The sequence below is a fragment of the Brachybacterium subflavum genome (genome assembly GCF_009299795.1).
In the GTDB taxonomy this organism is placed as follows: Bacteria; Actinomycetota; Actinomycetes; order Actinomycetales; family Dermabacteraceae; genus Brachybacterium; species Brachybacterium subflavum.
Genome location: NZ_VIGP01000007.1, coordinates 172,200 through 193,351, shown reverse-complemented (window position 1 = coordinate 193,351; position 21,152 = coordinate 172,200). Strand labels below are relative to the sequence as shown.

At 72.0% G+C, this 21,152-nt stretch carries 10 protein-coding genes; all 10 read left to right on the top strand.

Annotated features, from left to right (window positions below; genetic code table 11):
• The first annotated feature begins 280 nt into the window (after positions 1-280).
• On the top strand, positions 281-1,288 hold the full coding sequence (locus tag FHG10_RS16575; protein ID WP_152354458.1) for a polyprenyl synthetase family protein: 1,008 nt from the start codon (positions 281-283) through the stop codon (positions 1,286-1,288).
• Positions 1,289-1,579: 291 nt separating this feature from the next.
• A complete protein-coding gene (locus FHG10_RS16570; protein ID WP_227488335.1) occupies positions 1,580-7,825 on the top strand; it encodes an Ig-like domain-containing protein in 6,246 nt (2,081 codons plus the stop codon).
• 69 nt (positions 7,826-7,894) lie between these two features.
• Positions 7,895-8,869: an AAA family ATPase gene (locus tag FHG10_RS16565; protein WP_152354457.1), complete on the top strand. Its 975-nt coding sequence runs from the start codon at positions 7,895-7,897 to the stop codon at positions 8,867-8,869.
• A 13-nt stretch (positions 8,870-8,882) separates the two neighbouring features.
• Positions 8,883-10,238, top strand: coding sequence for a DUF58 domain-containing protein (locus tag FHG10_RS16560; RefSeq protein ID WP_152354456.1), 1,356 nt, complete (start codon positions 8,883-8,885; stop codon positions 10,236-10,238).
• The gene (locus FHG10_RS16555; protein WP_152354455.1) at positions 10,235-13,075 is read left to right on the top strand and encodes a transglutaminase family protein; all 2,841 of its coding nucleotides are present in this window, start codon (positions 10,235-10,237) and stop codon (positions 13,073-13,075) included. The genes FHG10_RS16560 and FHG10_RS16555 overlap by 4 nt, the downstream gene beginning before the upstream one ends.
• Positions 13,072-15,303, top strand: a complete 2,232-nt coding sequence (locus FHG10_RS18075; RefSeq protein ID WP_193636362.1) for an RDD family protein — start codon at positions 13,072-13,074, stop codon at positions 15,301-15,303. Before FHG10_RS16555 ends, FHG10_RS18075 begins: the two co-directional genes overlap by 4 nt.
• Entirely contained in the window at positions 15,300-16,244 is a 945-nt protein-coding gene (locus FHG10_RS16540; protein ID WP_152354454.1) for a PP2C family protein-serine/threonine phosphatase, read from the top strand. Before FHG10_RS18075 ends, FHG10_RS16540 begins: the two co-directional genes overlap by 4 nt.
• A complete protein-coding gene (locus tag FHG10_RS16535) occupies positions 16,241-18,691 on the top strand; it encodes an FHA domain-containing protein (RefSeq protein ID WP_152354453.1) in 2,451 nt (816 codons plus the stop codon). Before FHG10_RS16540 ends, FHG10_RS16535 begins: the two co-directional genes overlap by 4 nt.
• Positions 18,688-20,388, top strand: a complete 1,701-nt coding sequence (locus FHG10_RS16530; protein WP_152354452.1) for a serine/threonine-protein kinase — start codon at positions 18,688-18,690, stop codon at positions 20,386-20,388. Before FHG10_RS16535 ends, FHG10_RS16530 begins: the two co-directional genes overlap by 4 nt.
• A 48-nt stretch (positions 20,389-20,436) precedes the next feature.
• Positions 20,437-21,150 (top strand): FHA domain-containing protein, encoded by a 714-nt coding sequence (locus FHG10_RS16525; RefSeq protein WP_152354451.1) that lies wholly within the window; start codon positions 20,437-20,439, stop codon positions 21,148-21,150.
• Positions 21,151-21,152 lie beyond the last annotated feature (2 nt).

Here is a 21,152-nt window from a genome sequence, read left to right as displayed (position 1 = left end):
CCCTTTTCTGCGTCCATACGCTCGTCGCCCCACGCGGCGACGTCTGCTCCGCTCAGACGTCGGCTGTCTCAGGGCGCGGGCCCGAGGCACTCGCACCGGCCCGCGCCCCCGTCGCGCAAGAGCCCGTCGGGACCAGCCGGGAGGCGGTCTGCGTCGACGTGTGGTGTGGTGCATGCCCAGAGGCTGAAGGTGGTTGCGCAGACGCACCCGGGGCTAGAATCGTGAGGGTCCTCGCGAGCGCGGGGACCCGTGGCCGTGACCCCGTGCGAGAGGACGAATCGTGGAATCTGCCCTCTCGTCACTCCCGGATGTCGATGAGGAGCTCGCGGGAGCCGTGCTCTCGGGGCTCACGAGCATCGAGAAGAGGCTGACGGACACCGTCGCGATCTCCGACGACATGATGGCGTGGACATCACGGCACCTGATGGATGCTGGCGGCAAGCGTCTCCGCCCCCTGGTGGTTCTTCTCGCGGCCTCCATGGGCGATATCGCCGACGAGGCTGTGATCGACGCCGGCACTCTCGTCGAGCTCACGCATCTGGCCTCCCTGTATCACGACGACGTCATGGATTCGGCGCCCACGCGGAGAGGCGCGGCGAGCGCTCACGAGGTCTGGGGCAACTCCGTCGCCATCCTCACGGGGGACTTCCTGTTCGCTCGTGCGAGTGCCCTGAGCGCACAGTTGGGTGCCGACATCGTCGCCCTCCACGCGCGCACCTTCGAGCGCCTCTGCCTCGGTCAGCTGCACGAGACCGTCGGCGCGGCTGAAGGCGCAGACCCGTTCGAGCACTACCTCTCCGTCCTCTCCGACAAGACCGCATCGCTGCTCTCCGTCGCCGGGGAGCTCGGTGCGCTCACCTCCGGTGCGGGCGAGGATGTCGCCGCGGTCATGCGCGCGTACGGCGAGAAGGCCGGTGTCGCCTTCCAGCTCGCAGATGACGTCCTGGACCTTCGCAGCGACCCCCAGACCTCGGGGAAGAACCCGGGAACGGATCTGCGCGAGGGCGTCCCCACGATGCCTACCCTGCTCATCCGCAGGCGCCTGGCGGAGACTCCGGACGAGCGCACGCGCGATATCGTCTCCCGGCTCGACGGGGATCTCAGCGACGATGGGGACCTCGCCGTCCTCGTGGGGCTCCTCCGTGAGGATCCGTCCCTCGAGGCGACCCTCGACATGGCGCACGCGCTCGTCGGCGAGGCCATCGAGATCCTGGGCGCGCTGCCGGATGTCCCCGCCCGCCGCGCTTTGATCGACTTCACACGAGGACTCGTCGACCGCGACACGTGATCGACCACTGAGGTCAGCCCGTGCTGCGCCGCAGGAGCGTCGGCGTCCGGGTCACATCGTCGCCCGTTCGCCCCTCCACATTCGCGTCCGAGCATTGGCCTCAGTCCGACCGCCCGGTAGCATCTCTCCGGGCACTCCACGCCGAAGGTCGCCGGTACCGCCGCGACCGCACGGCGAGCCGGCTGATCGACGCCGGGAGCAGAGCGCCCTCGTACCGACGGGTCTTGTAGGGGGCTGTCGCGTTCTGGGACCACCTCGGGCAGCGCGGCATGAGGGGCAGGGGAGCTGCACGTGGCATTCGCGATGAAGGGCCGACGGCGCCGACGCACCCTCATCTCCAGCGCCGTCCTGGCCGTTCTCGCGCTCGTCATCACCATCTGCGCCGTGCGCTTCGACGGTCTGGCCTCCGCCGAGGTCACCGTCAACAACGGCGCCGTCTGGGTCACCAACTCCCAGAAGCACCTCCTGGGCCGCCTCAACGTGGACGCGCAGGAGCTCGACGGCCGCGAAGCCATCGACGGCGACGACCTCGACGTCCTGCAGGACGGGTACCACGTGATGGTGACCGGCCCCAAGGGAATCATCCCCATCGACACCGCCAGCGTCGAGCGGACCGGCAGCATCGACCTCGGCGTGGACCCGGAGGTCGATCTCGGGTCGGACCGCGTCGGCATCATCGGACAAGGGGGGCGCGTCTGGGTCGCCGACGCCGGCCAGATCTCCTCGTTCTCCGCGACAGGGCAGAAGCCGGTGCTCACCGCGGAGGACGAGAGCGCACAGATCGCGGTCACCGACTCGGGGACCGTCTTCGTGCTCGACGGGAAGCAGCTGTACAAGATCCCGCGCACCCTGGACGTCGGCAAGGCGAAGCCCGAGAAGATCGGCTCCATCGACGACCTCTCGAACACCGAGGACGCGGTCTCCCTCACCACCGTCGGCGAGACGCCCGTCGTGCTCGACACCGAGACCGGGCACGGTCGGCTGCACATCGGCGAGGACGCGAAGACCGATGTCGCGCTCGAGGATCTCGGGGCGTCGACCGCGAGCGTCCAGGGCGCCGAGCTCCAGCAACCGGGCCCCGAGTCGGACGATGTCGTCCTCGCCACCACGGACGCCTTGTACCAGATCCCCCTCAGCGGCTCGGCCGGCAAGGCGCAGCACTACCCCTCCGGCGGGAACGGCGAGCCCGTCGCGCCCGCACAGGTCGGCGGCTGCTCCTATGCGGCATGGAACGGGTCGCTTCGCTACGTGCGCGTCTGCGGCGGCGAGGTGAAGGCGGACACGATCGAGGACGCCCGGGACGAGAGCGACCTCGCACTGCGCGTCAACGGGGACCTCGTCGTCCTCAACGACCAGGAGAGCGGCCTGTCCTGGATGATCTCCCAGGACATGACACTGGTCGACGACTGGGTCGTGACCCAGGACATCAAGAAGGACGACCGCGAGCAGGAGGAGAAGGAGACCAAGACCTCGACGGTCGCGAACCTCGACTACGACCGCAAGGAGGACAACCGCGACCCGGTCGCGAACCCCGACGAGATGGGTGTGCGCCCCGGATCCAGCACCGTGCTGGACGTGCTGCGCAACGACACCGATCCCGACGGCGACGTCCTCACCGCGAAGCCCAAGAAGGCCGAGAGCGACCTGGGGCGCGTGACGCCGATCCGCGGCGGCACCCAGCTGCAGATCGATGTCCCCGAGGACGCGAAGCCCGGGACGAAGAAGGAGATCGTCTACACGGTCTCCGACGGCCGGGGCGGGACTGCGGAGTCCGTGGCGACCCTCACGGTGCGGGGGGAGCAGGACGACGCCCCGCCCGAGCTCGCCCAGGACGAGACGCCGAAGATGAAGATCCGCTCCGGGCGCAGCTTCAGCTTCAACATCCTGCCCTACTACCGCGATCCCGACGGCGACGACTTCTACCTCGCGGCGGCCTCCGTCGAACCCGAGGACAGCGTCACCTTCACCCCGGACGGCGTGGTCAGCTTCACCGACGCGGGCCTCGAGGACGGCGAGAAGTCCATCTCCCTCACCCTGCGGGACGACAAGGGACAGGAGTTCGAGAGCGAGCTCAAGGTGGAGGTCGTCCAGGACGAGGACCTCGCGCCGATCACCACGGCCGACCACACCCAGGTCGTGGCCGGCAGCGCCGTCGACCTCGAGCCGCTCGAGAACGACCTGAGCCCGTCGGGCGACAAGCTCGAGCTCGCAGAGGTCTCCCTCGAGGGCGGCGGGGACGGTCTCGACATCGAGAAGGACCTCGATGCCGGCACCGTCTCCGTCACCGGCAGGACGGCCGGCACCTACTACCTCGACTACACGATCGTCGGGGGCACGCAGAGCGCCGACGGACTCATCCGCGTGGACGTCGCCGAGCCGAGCACCGAGGCCGAGAAGCCCGTCGCCGTGGACGACCTCGGCATGGTCACGGCCGGCGGGTCCACCCTCGTCGACCCGCTCGAGAACGACGTCGACCCGACCGGGGGAGTGCTGGTCGTCGACTCCGTGTCGGTGCCCGAGGGCAGCGGCGTCGATGCGCGCGTGCTCGACCACCACCTCATCAAGATCACCGCGGACCCCGATGCCGAGACCGACGGCGAGCCCGTCACGATCTCCTACACCGTCTCCAACCAGGCCGGCGAGGTCGAGGGCACCGTCCAGACCATGGTCGTGAAGACCGACAGCCAGTTCGCCGAGCCGAAGACCGTCAACGACGAGGTCACGGTGCGCGCCGGCGACCTGGTGACGGCCGACGTCCTCGCGAACGACACCTCCCCGATCGACTCCGACCTCGCTCTCGGCGGGGGCTTCCGCGACGCCGACGACGCGAAGGGCATGGGCACGCTCGAGACCTATCAGGACAAGATCCGCTTCACCGCGAAGCCCGATGCCAAGGGCGAGACCTCCCTGTCCTACACCGCCACCGACGAGACCGGGCGCTCGGCCTCCGCGCGACTGCGGATCACCGTGGTCCCGGACGACGCCAGCAATGAGCGGCCCGCGCCGCAGAACCTCACCGCGCGCACCGTCGCCGGGAGCACGGTGCGCATCCCCGTGAGCCTCAGCGGCGTCGATCCCGACGGCGACTCCGTCATCCTCACCGGCGTCACCGGCGATGCCCCGAGCAAGGGACGCGTGACCTCGGCATCCGGCGAGTGGATCGACTACGTGGCCGACGACGACGCCTCGGGCACGGACACCTTCCGCTACCAGGTCATGGACCGCCAGGGGGCCGTCGGCACCGCAGAGGTGAAGGTCGGCATCGCCGCCCGGACCGAGACCAACCAGTACCCCGTCGCCGAGGACGACACGGTCGAGGCCAAGCCGGGGCGCAAGCTGCAGGTCTTCCCGCTGGAGAACGACACCGACCCCGAGGGGGCGCCGCTCAGCATCGACCGCGACCTCGTGAAGTCCGAGGACGGCTCCGTCGACCTCGACGAGGACCAGGCGAAGGGCTCGGCCTCCGTCGACATGGTGACGCCGGAGGAGCCCGGCACGTACACCATCAGGTACGGCGCGAGCGACGGATCCCTCTCCGACGAGGCCAGCATCCTGCTGACCGTCAAGGAGGACGCCGAGGAGCGCGCTCCGATCGTCACCGACGACTTCGTCCCCGCCGCGGAGGTGCTCGACGAGAGCAGCGACCACGTGGATGTCGACGCCCTCGCGAACGACGTCGACCCCGACGGCAGCGTGAAGGACCTCGAGCTCGCGATCGACGGCAGCCCCGAGGGCGTGCAGATCGTCGACGAGGACCGCGGGATCGTTCGCGTCACCCCGCGTGAGGAGCCGTTCCGGATCCGCTACACCGCCACCGATCTCGACGACCACTCCGCGGCCGGCTACATCTGGGTGCCGGGCACCTCGAAGCAGGCACCCACCTGGGTCGGCGAGCCCATCACCGTCCAGGCCGGGACGGAGGCGAAGATCCCGCTCGACGACACCGACAACGTGCGCGTGCGACCGGGCGGCCAGGCCCCCGTCATCACCGATACCGCCACCGTGAAGGCCAAGCACGCGAACGGCGACAGCCTCGTCGAGGACGAGCACACCCTCGTGTACCGGGCGGCCGACGACTACTCCGGCGAGGACACGATCACCGCCGAGGTCACCGACGGGCCGCGCGGCGACGACACCGCAGCCGTGGGCATGCTGTCGATCCCGGTGACGGTCGAGTCCAAGGACAACAAGCCGCCGTCGATCCAGGGGACCGATCTCGAGGTCGAGCAGGGCGGCGACGCCCGCCAGGTCGATCTCGCCCGGACCAGCGAGGACCCCGAGGGCGACGCCCTCACCTTCGAGTCCACCGGCGAGACCGGAGTGGACGGCATCAGCGTCGAGGTCAGCCCCGAGGGCGTGGTGAGCGCCCAGGCCGATGCCGACGTCGCCAAGGGCACGAAGTTCTCGGCGCCCGTCTCCGTCTCCGACGGCACCAACGACCCCGTGAAGGCCGAGATCAGCGGCACGGTCACCGGCTCCCGGGAGCCGCTTCCCTCCGCCCAGGGGGACACCTACGACATCGACGCGGGGGACACGAAGACCGTGCGTCCCACCGCGAACGACACCGAGCCCCTGGGCAAGCCCGTCACCATCGTCGACGCGAAGGCGAAGGCCGGCACGATCGACGTGGACCACACGGACGACGCGGTGACGCTGGCGCCCGGCGCCGACTTCCACGGCGTCGCGACGGTCAGCTACACCATCCAGGACGCCACCAAGGATCCCGATCGACAGGACACGGGCACCATCCGCGTCAACGTGCGCGGCACGCCGGACTCCCCCTCGGCCCCTCGCATCGAGGAGACCGGCGACGGGTACGTGGTGCTCGGATTCGAGCCCGGGAACGACAACGGCGCCCCGATCACGGGGTACACGGTGAAGCCCGCCGGCGGCGGGAAGTCCACGCAGTGCGAGAGCACGACCTGCAAGATCACCGGACTCACCAACGACACCGAGTACACCTTCACCGTCGCCGCGACGAACGACGTGGGGACCTCGGAGCCGTCGGCCGCCTCGGCGAAGGCCCGTCCCGACGTGAAGCCGGAGAAGCCCGAGGCGCCGCGCGCGAAGCGCGGCGACGGCAAGCTCCAGGTGTCCTGGACGAAGCCCGTCAACCACGGCTCGCCCATCAGCGAGTACGCGCTGCAGATGATCGGCGAGGACGGTTCCACGACGTCCATCCCGGTCGAGGGCGGGAGCACCAGCACCACCGTGGACGGGCTGACCAACGGCGTCGACTACACCTTCAGCGTCCGCGCGAAGAACAAGGCCGACGAGCCCTCCGACTGGTCGGAGCGGTCGTCCGCGGAGCACCCTGCGGGCAAGCCCAAGAAGCCCTCGGGCAAGATCACCGCGACGCGCCTCGAGGACGAACTGGGCGGCGCCGTCTCGGTGAAGTGGCCGGCGATGACCGAGGACGAGCAGAACGGCGAGAAGGTCACTTCGTACACGGTCACCGCCCACCCCGCGAAGGGCGGCGGCGGCGAGAAGACCATCACCACCAAGGACGGCAAGACCTCCGGCCGGTTCGACGACCTGGATCGCAACGCCGAATACACCTTCACCTACACGGGCACGAACTCCGTGGGCAAGGGCACGGCGGCCTCGGCGGCCTCGAACCCGGTCACGGCGTACGCGAAGGCGAAGGCCCCCACCGAAGTCACGGCCTCCCTCCCCGATGCCCACACGGGCAAGGGGCCCAACGGCCGCGTCACGGTCTCCTGGAAGAAGGCGGATGGGCGCGGCACGCCGATCGACCATTACATGGTGCGGTGGCCCGGCGGTGAGCCGCAGACCGTGGACGCCTCGAAGGACTCCGTGACGATCGACGGGCTGCAGAACGGGAAGGATTTCACGTTCACCGTGCAGGCATACAACCGCTTCGCAGGCGGCGAGAGCGAGCTCTCGAAGGCCTCGAGCGCCGTGCGCCCGTACACCAAGCCCGACGCGCCGTCGGTGTCGATGAGCGCAGCGAACTGCAGCGGCACCTCCTGCCCGGTGACCGCGAAGATCAGGGCCAACGGCGGCGGCGGAGTCGGCGTGAGCAAGGTCCAGTACCGCGTGAACGGCGGCGGCTGGAAGGACCTCGGCGCCGGCGGCGGCGATCCGCAGGTGGGTGCGAAGGGCGGCACGAAGTACACCGTCGAAGCGCGCGTCGTGAACAGCGAGAAGCTCGTCAGCGGCACCACCTCCGACTCCGCGACCGCGAAGTCGCTGAGCGGCAAGGTCACGAAGGGGTCCGCGAAGTGGCTCGACAGCGCAACGAACGAGAAGGGCTGCAGCAGCGGCCACTGCAAGTGGTTCGCCTTCACCATCACGGACCTGGAACCCGGCAAGTCCTATCAGCTGGACTTCAAGGAGCATCGCAACGGTGAGCTCTGGTCGGATGGTGAGAAGAACCTGCCGCGCTCCATCCCAGCCGACAAGAACGGGAAGTTCACGAGCGACCACGAGTACTACTACGGCTTCCCCGGAGACACCTTCGACGTCCTCGTCGACGGCAAGAAGGTCGGAGAGATCACGATGCCCAACGGGTGATCCCACCAATATCCGGCGGTGCACGCCGCACCTCCGACCGGCCCCATCACACATATCCTGGAGACACGCGTGAGTATGACCCCCGAACAGGCGAGCTGGTTCGCCGAGACCTTCGACAAGCTCGTCCAGAGCGTCGGCCAGGCCGTCCTGGGCAAGAGCGACGTGGTGCGCCTCGTGCTCACCTCCATGCTCGCCCCAGGGCACGTGCTGCTCGAGGACGCGCCGGGCACCGGGAAGACCTCGCTCGCCCGTGCGCTCGCCGCGACCGTGCAGGGCACGTCGACGCGGATCCAGTTCACGCCCGACCTGCTGCCCTCCGACGTCACCGGCGTGACGATCTACGACCAGGCCACCAAGCAGTTCGAGTTCCACAAGGGCCCCGTCTTCGCGAACATCGTCCTGGCCGACGAGATCAACCGCGCCTCGCCGAAGACGCAGTCCTCGATGCTCGAGGTGATGGAGGAGGGGCGGGTCACCGTCGACGGCGTCACCCATGAGGTCGGCTCCCCGTTCCTCGTGATCGCCACCCAGAACCCCATCGAGCAGGCCGGCACCTACCGCCTGCCCGAGGCGCAGCTGGACCGCTTCCTCATGAAGACGTCCCTGGGGTACCCCGACCACGCCTCGAGCGTGCAGATCCTCCAGGGCTCCGCGATCCGTGACCGCAGCAGGCAGCTGAGCCCGAAGATCTCCCTGCAGGCCGTCGACGACATGACCTCCCTCGCCTCCACCGTGCACGTGGACCCCGCAGTCCTCGAGTACGTCTCCCGGCTCATGGAGGAGACCCGCCTGGCCGACGAGGTCCGCGTGGGCGTCTCGATCCGCGGCGCCCTCGCCCTCATGCGGGCGGTCAAGGTCTGGGCCGCAGCGGACGGCCGCCACTACGTCGTCCCCGACGACGTCAAGGAGCTCATCGCACCCGTCTGGCTGCACCGGTTCGTCCTGGACCCCGAGGCCGAATTCGCCGGGGCCTCCGCCGCGAGCGTCATGGGCAGGATCCTCTCCGAGGTCGCCCCGCCGCAGGCCCGCCGAGAGAGCGCGTGAGCCCACAGAACGCATGAGCATCCCTCCTCGCACCTCCTCGACGCCCCCGCCGGCCACGTCGCCCGCCGCACCCCCGGGCGCGCCCTCGGGGCAGTCGCCCGCGCCCGTGTCCGGGCCGTCGTCGGCGGCTCCCGAGGTCACGGACACGGACGCGCCCGCGCCGGGTCTCCTCGAGCGCGCACGGTGCACGGCGGAGCGTGCGTGGAAGCGTGCGAAGCCCGTGCTCGCCGTGGTCTCGCCCGTGGGCTGGACCCTGCTCGCGGCGGTGCTGGTGAGCGGGGTCCTCGGGCTCTGGCTGCACCTCACCGAGCTCAACGTGCTCGCGCTCGCCCTGCTCGTGCCGCTCGTGATCGCGGCCGTGTTCGTGCTGGGGCGCACCTCCTACGCGATCACCCTGGACCTGCAGTCCCATCGGGTGGTCGTGGGCACCCGTGCCGTCGGCCGGGTCGAGGTTCGCAACCCGACCGAGAAGACCATCCTGCCCTCGCGGATCGAGCTCTCCGTGGGCAGCGCGAGCGCCCAGTTCCTGGTGCCGCGCCTGGGCGCCTCGGCCGCCCACGAGGAGCTGTTCGCCGTGCCCACCCGCCGCCGCGCCGTGCTCGTGGTCGGCCCGGTGCGCTCCGTGCGCGATGATCCGCTCTCGCTCATGCGCCGTCAGGTGACCTGGGCGAAGGCGCAGGAGCTGTTCGTGCACCCGCGCACCGTCCGCCTCGACGAGGCCGCGAGCGGCTTCCTGCGGGACCTCGAGGGCACGCCCTCCTCGGACCTCTCGAGCTCCGACATCGCCTTCCACGCCCTGCGCGACTACACGCCGGGGGACGACCGTCGGCACGTCCACTGGCGCACGACCGCTCGCACGGGCAAGCTCATGGTCCGCCAGTTCGAGGAGACCCGCCGCTCCCACGTGGTCGTCGCGCTCGCCGACCGCGCCGCCGATTTCGAGGACGAGGACGAGTTCGAGCTCGCCGTCTCGGCCGCGGCCTCCGTCTCCGTGCAGACGATGCGGGAGGAGAAGGAGCTCACGGCCCTCACCACCGCCGGGCGTCAGCGCACCGCCACGCTGCGCCGGCTGCTGGACGACTACACGGTGCTCGAGGCGCAGCGGGGCCGGCGCCCCCTGCGGGATCTCGGCCAGGCCTGCGCGGACAAGGCTCCCAACGCCTCCGCCGTCGTGCTCGTCGTGGGGTCCCTGACGACCCCGACCGAGCTCAACCAGGCCGCGACCCGCTTCCCGCCCGGGGTGCTGCCCATCGCGGTGCGCTGCGCACGCGGCGCCGAGGTCCGGCGCTCGCGCCTGGGCGGTCTCGAGCTCGTGACCCTGGGGCGCATCGAGGACCTGCCGATGGCGATGAGGACGGTGGGCCGATGAGCGCCGCGCACCTGCCCGGCCCCGGCGGTCGGCGGTCCTCGTCGTCGGGCGCGGACCCGGTGATGGGCACGGAACCGGCGCCGGAGGCGTCGACCACGGCCCCGCCCCCGGGGCGGGCGTCGCCCGGAGGGGTCGAGGAGACCCTGGGCGAGGAGCGCCCGCTGCGCGCGAGCGTCGTGGACGTGGTCGTGCTGGCCGCTCTGTTCCTGCTCGCGCTGCTGGGCTTCCATTCGGTCTTCGGAGGACCCTGGTACCTCGTGACCGGCGTGATGGCGCTCGTCCTCTCGCTGGTGATCGCCCTGCTGGGCGCCCGCTGGTCCCTCGGACCGCTGCTGCTGACCCTCGCGATCGCGATCGTGCACTTCGCGCTGGGTGCGGCGTTCGTGGTGCCGGACCGCGCGCTCCTGGGCGTGCTGCCCACGCCGTCGGCCCTTCTCGAGCTGCTGCGCATGCCGGTGACGACCTGGAAGAGCGCGCTCACCATCAGCCCGCCCATCGGCATCGGGAACGGCGTGCTGGGCGTCGTCTGGCTGCCCATGCTGCTGCTGGGCGTCGCAGGCTTCTCCGTGCTGCTGCGCAGCCGCCGCTGCGTGATCGCGTGGCTGTTCCCCTGCGCGATGCTGCTGTGCTCGGTCGTGTTCGGCACGGCGGAGGCCACCCTCCCACTGCTGCGCGGGCTGCTGTTCGCGATGCTCTCGCTCGCGTGGCTGAGCTGGCGCTTCGAGAGCGCCCGCCTGCGCACCTCGCGCTCCACCATCATCTCCGACACCGTGCGCGCGGGCTCCTGGGGAAACCCCGTGCTGCGTCGGCGCGTGATCGGCGGGGGAGTGATCCTGCTGCTCGCCGCCGCGATCACCGGTGCCGCGAGCCCCGCCCTCGACCCACCCTCGGGCACGGCCCGCTTCGCCCTGCGCGACAGCCTCACCCCGCAGTTCGACCCGGCCGAGTACGTCTCCCCGCTCTCCGACTTCCGCGGCTACGTCAAGCACCGCCGCAAGGAGGAGCTCTTCACCGTCACGAACGTGAAGGACGGGGAGCAGATCCGCCTGGCGACCCTCGACGACTACAACCGCGAGGTGTACGACGTCGCCGGATCGGACCGCGCGGACTCGCCGTCCGGCGCGTTCCTCAAGATCGCCGGTGCCGTGGATCTCGCGCAGCCGGGAGGGGACGCGCGCACCTCGACGGTCACGATCGGCGGCTACCACGGGGTGTGGATGCCCAGCCTGGGCACCACGACCGATCGCGTCGACCCCGATCAGGAGACGACGAAGCGGCCCTCGGGGTCTGCGCGCCTGGGCGACTCCCTCTTCCTCAACCGTCGCTCCCAGACGCTCGTGGACTCGTCCTCGCTGCGCGAGGGCGACAGCTACGACGTCACCTACGAGCCGTACAGGAGCGCCTCGGAGGACGCGCAGCACTCGATGCGCTTCGCCGACGGTGTGGCAGAGGAGCTCCCGCCCCTCGAAGGACTCGATCCGAAGTTCAAGCAGGCCGCCGAGGAGTGGGCCGGCGACGCCCCCAACGACTACGCGATCATGAGCAACCTGATGCTCGGCATCAAGAACGAGGCCGAGTACTCCCACGGCATCGAGGACCAGCAGGCCTCGCTCTCCGGCCACGGCGAGTCCCGCCTGCTCGCGATGCTCAACGATCCGAGCTTCGACCGCTCCGAGGCCGACGCCATGCCGCAGGGCAGGATCGGCGACGAGGAGCAGTTCGCGGCCCTCACCGCCGTCCTCGCGCGGGAGATCGGGATCCCGGCCCGCGTGGTGATGGGCTTCGAGGTGTCGGGCTCCGATGCGGGGACCGCGACCGTGACCGGCGACGACGTCACCGCCTGGGTCGAGGTCGCCTTCCGGGAGCCCGGCTCCGACACCGTCCACTGGGAGCGGTTCGATCCGGCTCCCGACAGCGACGAGACCCTCACCCAGCCCGAGCAGAAGACCACCGACAAGCCGCAGCCGCAAGTGCCGCAGCCACCGCCGCCGCCCGCTGATCCGCCGACGCCTCCGCCGGGCGCCACGGCCGAGGACCAGCCGGCCCCGCCCGATCCGCCCGAGCCCGCCCCGCTGTGGGTCGGGTACGTCTCCGGAACGGGCCTGCTCGCCGTGCTCGTCGCCGCCACGCTCGGCGCGATCGCCGGGGCGAAGGTGCTGCGCCGACGCCACCGCAGGCTGCGCGGAGCACCCGGCGACCGCATCGACGGGGGATGGCGCGAGATCGTGGACCTGCGCACCGACCTGGGTCGGCGCAGTGCGCCGTCGGACACGCGGAAGGAGACCGCGGAGGCGATCATCGCCGACCTCGACGCCCCTCCCGCAGCCGGCACGGGCTCCAGCCACGGCACCACCACCAGCACCGCTCCGGCAGCGGTCGACGGCGGCTCCGAGGCCGAGGCGGCCGCGGACCTGCGGCGTCTGGCCTCCGGCGCCGACCGGGCGACCTTCGCCCCCGACGCCCCGACCGAGTCCGACCTCGAGTCCTACTGGGCCACGGTGGCGGCAGCGCGCCGTCGGATGACAGAGAACCTGCCCTGGCACCGTCGGGCACGCGCAGCGGTCTCGCTGCGCTCCTTCCGTGCGCGGCGTCGCGCGGACCGGCGCGCCCAGCAGCGGCTGCGAGCAGCCTCCACCCAGCGCGTCGAGGAGGATTCCCGCAGGGGGAGCGTCGCGGATCGCGCATCCCAGGCGGGCGGCGCGTTCTCCCCGCGCGGCGCCCTCGAACGGGCCGTGCGGAGGACCCGGTCCTTCGTGGACGGTGCCCTGGACCGATACCGTGCATGGCGCAGAACATCGAGCGCACGGCGCGGACAGCGCCGCAGGAGGGACCGATGATGAGCATCCAGGCAGGCCCCGGTGGCCCGTCCGAGGCGCAGGGTGGGACGCCCCGCTACTGCAGCACCTGCGGGGCACTGCTGAGCGCCGGTGCGGTCCTCTGCGGCGAGTGCGGTGCCAGGTACCGGGAGTCGCCCTACGAGAAGCGGGCGACCGACGCCCCGGGCGCGTGGTCGGCGCCGCCGCAGCGGCGCGCGGAGGCGGCCACGGACGGCGGGCCCTCGGAGGAGTCCGAGCAGATCCAGCTGCTGGGCAGCAGCGCCCCGGAGCCGCCCGATCCCGCCGGGACGGCGCTGCGGGCACAGTCCCAGTACGATCGTGGGATGGACGCACAGCAGCCCGCCGGCGTGTGGGGGCAGCCGCCCTCCCCGGCGCAGGATCGACCCGCCGCACCCGGTGGGCCCGCGCCCCTCGAACCACCGGTCGACGGCTGCACCCCTGCGGGCACCGGGAAGCGCGTGCTCGCCTTCATCATCGACGGAGTGGTCGCCGGCATCGCCGCACTGCCCCTGTGGATCGGCGCGATCCTCCTGGCCCTGCAGATCCATCAGACGCTCGCGACGATCCTCACCGGCCTCGGTGCGGCCCTGCCGATCGCATACGCGCTGGTGATCGTGTGGCTGCAGGGGAGCCGCGGGTTCACCCTGGGAGGCCTCATCATGGGCCTGCGGGTCGTGCGCGAGGACACCGGTGCGCCGCTCGGCTTCGGCCGTTCGCTGGCTCGGTACGTCGTGCTCGCACTGCTCACCTGGATCGCGGGACTGACGACGTTCCTCGATCCCGAGCGCCACGGTCGCGGCCTGCACGACCGCATGATCAGCACGATCCTCGTGGACGCGCGGGCAGGGCGCGACCCCTACGCCCCCCGGCCCGACGACTTCGCCCGGCCCGACGCCGCCCAGTACCTCGGTGATCCTTCGGTGCCGGTGTCCGTGCGCGACAACCTGACGGCGAAGCCCGGAGCCGCCTGGGAGGTCCCGGCCGGGGCCGAGGGCGGTGGCGGCGCTCCGCTGGACGGCGCCGCATCTCCCTCGGCCGCCTCGGCCGCTTCCGCGCCGCCCGCGTGGGGGTCTCCTGGTCCCGTGTCGTCCCCGGCGCAGGCACAGCCCTCGCCTGGGTGGGGCGCGAACCCGCAGCAGAGCGCTGAAGGACCCGGTGCCGTCGCTTCGCCGGCTCCCGCCGCGGGGCAGTGGGGAGCGCCCGCACCCGCGGACGGCGGATGGGGCGCGCCTACCGAGAGCACCTCGGAGCAGCCGTGGGACGCCCCCGCGGCACGTCCCGAGGCCTCGCAGGATGCACTCGCCTCGCGGTCCGACTCGTCGGGGGAACCGATCATCACCTCCTCGCCCTGGGCCCCGGCGCCCGCGGCCGCGCACGAGGAGCCATCGGCTCCGGCGTCGGCCAACGCCGAGGAAGCATCTCCCGTGGACCCCGCTGCGGCCGATGCGAGCAGCGCACAGGCCGACGAGATCGTCGACCCCTGGGCCCCGCCGTCGGGTGACCCGGCCGGAATGCCCGCCGAGCCCGCCGAACCCGCCGAGTGTGTGCAGGCCGCCGAGCCTGCGCCGCATGCCGAGCCCGTGCAGCCCGCCGAGGCCGGCCAGTCCCTGTCCGGCGACGATCCGAGTGCTGTGTGGACGAGTTCGCCGGCTCCCCGGGCCGAGCCCCCGCAGTCCGCGCCGGCGCCGCCCTCTGCTCCGCCGTCGGGACCTGCACCAGGGGCGGAACCTGCTCGTGCCCCGGCACCGGCCCCTGCTCCGGGGCCCGCTCCGGCACCGTCCTCGACGCCCGAGCCCGTCGGCCCTCCCGCCGACCTCGACGAGTCGACGCGCCTGTCGCACCCGACGGGGGACCTCGGCGATGTCGAGGAGACCAGGATCGTCGCCGCGCGCCGGGATCGCCGCCCGGGCTATCGACTGCTGCTCGATGACGGCTCCGCGCACGAGGTGCGCGGCGTCGCGCTGCTCGGGCGCAACCCCTCGGCCGAGGCCGGAGAGGAGCGGATCGTCCTCGTGGACGAGACCCGCTCGGTCTCGAAGTCGCACCTCCGTCTCGAAGCCGCCGTCGAGGGCCTGCAGGTCACGGACCTCGGGTCGACGAACGGCTCGGCGCTGATCCTCGCCGACGGCTCCTCCCAGGATCTCGACCCCCACTCGCCCCTGTCCCTGTCCGATGGCGCCACGCTGTCGATCGGGGACCGCACCCTCACCGTGGAGCGCATCCAGTGATCGACGCATCCCTCACCGATCCCGACCTCCCCGGCACCGTCCGCGTGGTCTCCGCCCATGCGACCGATGTCGGCCGCGTGCGGGAGACCAACGAGGACTCCGTGCTCGACGTGCACCCGATCCACATGGTCGCCGACGGCATGGGCGGGCACAACGCCGGCGAGGTCGCGAGCGCGATCGCCGTCGAGGAGTTCGAGAAGCTCACCGTCCAGGAGAACGTGACCATCGAGCAGCTCGGCGATGCTCTGCGCTCGGCGGGTGCCCGCATCAGCGGCCTCAGCGCCGACGACGAGCGCGGCGCGGGCACCACGGTCGCCCTGGTCGCGACGATGGTGCTGGACGGTGTGGGTTACTGGGCGGTCATGAACCTGGGCGACTCCCGCGTCTACCGCCTCTCCTCCGAGCTGTTCGAGCAGGTCAGCGTGGATCATTCCGTCGTCCAGGAGCTCATCGACCACGGTGACCTCACCGATGCCGAGGCCCGAGTGCACCCCTACCGGCACATGATCACCCGCGCCCTGGGCGTGGGTGCCGAGCCGGATCCCGACTTCTGGCTGATCCCCGCGGAGGTGGGCGACCGCATCCTCGTGTGCTCCGACGGACTCACCAACGAGCTCTCCGACGAGGAGATCGAGCGCCTCCTGCGCAGCGATGCCGACGTCGAGGACCTGAGCCGCGAGTTCGTGCGCCATGCCGTGGAGGCCGGCGGCCACGACAACGTGAGCGTCGTGGTCGTCGAGGCGACGGAGCTCGTCGGGCTCTCCGCGGGCGATGCCCCGCAGCGGGGGAGCAGTGCGCCGCAGCCGGCCATCGAGGTCGAGGAGGACACCCACCCGCGCGGTGCGGACGGCGCCGGGAGCAGCGGCGACGGCGCGCAGCACGAGGCGGGCAGGACGGTCGACGCGCAGGACGGCGACGGGACCGAGGACCGATCGCAGTGAGCGGGGAGTCCTCGCTCCTGGGCCGCGGCACCTGGTTCAACCCCGGCCCCGCGACGCTCGTCGTGCGTCCCGCAGGCTGGATGCTGCTCGTGCCCGGCGTCAAGAGCTCCCTGATAGCGTCCGCGTGGCGGGTGCTCGGCGAGCCCCCGGCGGCCGACGCCCTGTTGGGAGACCTCGCCTCGGGCAGCGAGTTCGAGACCGAGGACCGCCTGCCCCCGGTGCTGTTCGCGCTCGGCGACGGCACCAGCCGGACGATCGGTCTCACCGGCACGAGTCCCCTCGCGGTGTATACGGCGGAGGGTCGGAGCCTGCTCGCGGGGACGGAGGAGGGCCCCGCCGTCATCACCGAGTTCGCCGACGTGCACCGGATCGCCTTCGGCGACCTGCCCGCAGAGGACCCGGTCGCGGCGCTGAGGTCGGTCGAGGGCATGAGCCGCGTCCGCGGGTTCGTGCTCATGACCACCGACCCCGCGGAGCTCGAGGAGGCGGCACGGACACAGCTCGCCGAGCAGGTGGAGGCCGACGGCAGCTCCATCCTCGACCCCGCCGCCAAGGAGCGCGCCGCGCAGCGCAAGGAGGCGCGCGCCAAGGAGAAGCGCGAGCGCGAGGAGCGCCGCGCGCAGGAGGCCTCCGCGCGGGCGGAGTCCTCCGCCGCGTCGTCGAGCTCGCGGGCCTCGTCGTCGTCCGCACGGAGTGCCGCTGCGGAGGCGCCCGCCGGGCCCAGCATGTTCGACGACCTCTTCGCTCCCTCCACTGACGCCCAGGCCTCACCGCCCCCGGTCGATGCAGCGATGTCCCCGGAGCGGCTGCCAGAGGCACCCCCGGTGAAGGCACCGCAGGCGGCCGACGCGCCGGAGCGGGAGCCGGCTGCCACGGCGCCGGTGTCGGTGTCGGCACCAGTGTCGACGCCGACGCCGACGGAGACTGCTTCCGCACCGTCACCTGCACCCGAGCCGGTCCTCGCCGAGACCGCGCAGGCGCCCGCCACCGCGCCCGCAGGGACCGCGGCGGCGCACCCTCCGCAGAGTCCCGCGCCCGGTCGCTCGACGCGCCTGGTGACCTCGTCGCTGTTCGATCGCCGGGCGTCACGCAGCGATCAGCGCAGGCCCGAGGGGTCGACGGACCGGACGTCTCCGCAGTCGGCCCCGCCGACGTCGACGGTGACAGGTGACGGTGACCAGGCGCCGATGCCCGCGGAGGACCCCGCGGCGGACGCGGCACCCGTGACGCGCGTCGAACCGATCGACCCCCAAGCGGCCGACCCCGAAGTGATCGACACCGACACGGACGCGTCGGCCGGCACCCCCGAGGCGGGCACTTCCCCTTCCCCCGACGCCGCCCCTCCGCACACGCATCCCGCTCCGCCCCCGGATTCCGCAGTCCCCGCACCACCCCGTGAGCCGAGCCCTGCTGCACCCGAGGCGGATCCGCCCCGGGTGTCCCCCCGGGCCGCCGGCGCGAGCGACCTCGGTGCGGTGATCGGCGAGGGCGGCAGCGCCTACGACGATCTGTTCGGACGCACCCTCCACCGCAGCATCGAGGCCGCCGCGGTCCGCGCCGGAGGTGAGGGCGACGGCACCGCGGATGGCGAGCGCGCCTCGGAGGCGACGCTCGACGTCGAGTCCCTCGACCTCGACGCCTCCGATACCGGGGGCGAGGAGACGACGTCCGATGACGTGCCCGCCGAGCAGGCTGCCCCCGATCCCTCCTTCTCGAACACCGAGGACGCGCCGCGGGAGTCGTCCGGGGGCTTCATCGACTGGGTGCCCGGTATGGGGCGCACCGCCCCCGAGGTGGCGCAGGCCGCGCGCACCTCGGACCGAGGCGGCGCCGAGCGAGCGCAGACCGAGCACGCGCCCTTCGCCGCGGTCCCAGGCACCGGGCGTGCCGATGCCCGGTCGGTCGCCGTGGCCCCGCCGCACTCCGCGACCTCGGCAGGCTCCCCCGCGCAGCCGACGGGCCAGGCACCCACCGCGCCCGCGCAGGCTGTCACCCTGCCCGGCGCCGTCTGCGAGAACCGCCATGCGAACCCGCCCGAGGCCACGAGCTGCCGCTGGTGCGGCGCCCGCATCCGCGGGGGAGTGCGCACCGTGGCGCGCCCACCGCTGGGGATGATCGGGATCAGCACCGGCGGACGGTTCCTGCTCGACCGCTCGGCGATCATCGGCCGGAGGCCCCGCGCCTCGCGCGTGAGCGGCGACGACGTCCCCCAGCTCATCACCGTTCCCAGCCCCCAGCAGGACATCTCCCGCTCGCACGTCGCGCTGCGACTCGAGGGCTGGCACGTGGTCGCCGAGGACCTGCGCACCACCAACGGCACCACGCTGCTGCGCTCCGGCGAGTCGCCGCAGCGTCTGCGCTCGGGCCAGAGCCCCGTCCTCGCCGACGGCGATCGCCTCGACCTGGGCGACGGAGTGGTCCTCACCCTGATGGGGAGGCCCTCGTGAGCCCCCGCCCGCCCGCCCCGCCGCCGCAGCTCGCGGGGTACGAGTACGAACGGCTGCTGGGCACCGGCGGCTTCGCCGACGTCCACCTGTACCGCCAGCTGCGCCCACAGCGGAGGGTCGCGATCAAGGTGCTGCTCGCGAGCGTCCTCGACGACGCCGTGCGGGGCCAGTTCGACGCCGAGGCGAACGTGATGGCGACCATGTCGACCCATCCCTCGATCGTCACGATCCATCAGGCGGAGGTGACCAGGGAGCACCGCGCCTGCATCGTCATGGAGTACTGCCCGCGCCCGAACTACGGGGCGCGATTCCGACGCGAGCGGATCTCCGTCGCCGAGGTGCTGCGCGTGGGCGTGCAGATCGCGGGCGCCGTGGAGACCGCGCACCGCGCCGGCATCCTGCACCGCGACATCAAGCCCGCGAACATCCTGGTCACCGAGTACAACAGGCCCGCGCTCACGGACTTCGGGATCTCCGTGGCCGCGGGCAACGCCCTCGAGCCGGAGGCCAGTCACGGACTGTCGATCCCCTGGTCCCCGCCGGAGGCCTTCGAGGACCCGCCGAGCGCCGACGAGCGCAGCGACGTGTTCTCCCTCGCCGCCACCCTTTACTCGCTGCTGGCCGCGCGCACTCCCTTCGAGCGCAGCGGCGGCGGGAACACCGCGAGCGATCTCATCGCCCGGATCTCCTCCGAGCCGCTCGCACCGCTCGGCCGCCCGGACGTGCCGGAGATGCTGAACCGGACCCTGTCAGTCGCGATGGCGAAGGAGCCCGCCGGCCGCTACGAGTCCGCGCTCGCCCTCGGCCGTGCCCTGCAGCAGGTCGAGATGGCACTCTCCCTGCCCATCACGCAGATGGACGTGCTCGACGAGCACGGTCCTGATCACCCTCCCGAGCACACGGGGGAGGGCGACCTCGAGGCGCACACCAACATCCGCCGCGTCTCCACCGTCGACCCCGACGCCCCCTCGTCGCGGGTTCTGGACCCCTTCGCCGGTGTCGCCCCCGCACTGGGCGGCGGGCGCCCCGCGCGATCCCGCTCGCTCGCCCCCGGGCAGGGGGACGACACCACGCTCGTGCGTCCCTCGCCGGCGCCGGCCGCGCTGTCCGGCGCCTCCGCGGGCGTCGGAGGATCTGCCGGGCCGGGTGGGGCCGGGGCACCGTCCGCTGCTGCGGCGGCGCCCGGAGCCGCCGGGGCTGCAGGTCCCGGAGCTCCCGCGCGCCGTCGGCCGATGTGGCCCCTGGTGACCCTCGCCGCCGTGCTCGTGCTGGGCATCGGGGTGGGGACGATGGCGGTCGTGCGCAGTACCTTCATCGAGCCCGAGGAGCCCACGACCGCAGCCCCCACGACCAGCGAGGACTGGGAGCCGGGCGCACAGGAGCCTCCGGAGGACGTCTCCATGACGGTCCTCGAGAAGGAGCGCGGCACCACGGCGGGCACCGTGAAGATCAGCTGGAGCACGCCCGAGGGGATGACGTCGAACGACGACATCAAGATCGCCTGGCAGAACCTCCCCGAGGAGTACGAGGGCGTGGAGACGGAGCGGCTCGCGAGGGGCAGCTCCAGCATCACCGTCCGCGTGCCGCTGGCCTGGGACAAGCCGTGCTTCGTGCTCACCGTGGTGACGAAGAACGGCGGGATCGGCCCCTCCACGAAGCAGCAGTGCGTGGACACGGAGGAGCTGCGGGGATCATGAGGGACGCGGCGCACGCACGCAGGACCGTACGAAGAGGGAGGCAGGAGCATGGCAGCGTCGATCTCGGTCGAGTTCTGCGGTGAGTGGTACCGCGCGGAGGAGGGCGGGGAGCTGAGCATCGGCCGTGAGGCGGATCTCGTCGTCGACGGGGACAACCCGTACCTCCATCGCCGCTTCCTCACGATCTCGCAGGTGGACTCCCTGTGGTGGCTCTCGAACGTGGGGTCGCGGCTCTCCGCGACCATCACCGACTCCGCGGGCGCGCTGCAGGCGTGGCTCGCTCCCGGTGCGCGTCTGCCGCTGGTCTTCGACGTCACGAAGGTCGTGTTCACGGCGGGGCCGACGACCTATGAGCTGGACGTGCACACCGAGACCCCGGAGTTCGAGCGCTCGCCGTCCCCGGAGGACCCGGTCGGCGAGACCACCGTCGGCTCCGTGCAGCTCACCGAGAGCCAGAAGCAGCTGATCCTCGCCCTCGCCGAGCCGATGCTCGTGCGCGAGGGCAGCGGCATGAGCGCGGTGCCCACGTCCGCCCAGGCCGCGGAGCGTCTGGGCTGGCCGCGCACCAAGTTCAACCGCAAGCTCGACAACGTCTGCGACAAGCTCGATCGGATGGGCGTGCGCGGGCTGCGGGGCGGACCGGGGAAGCTCGCGAGCAACCGGCGGGCGCGGCTCGTCGAGCACGCCGTGTTCACCCGACTGGTCACCGCCGAGGACCTTCCGCTGCTGGACAGGGCCGACGCCGACGCCGACGAGGACTGACG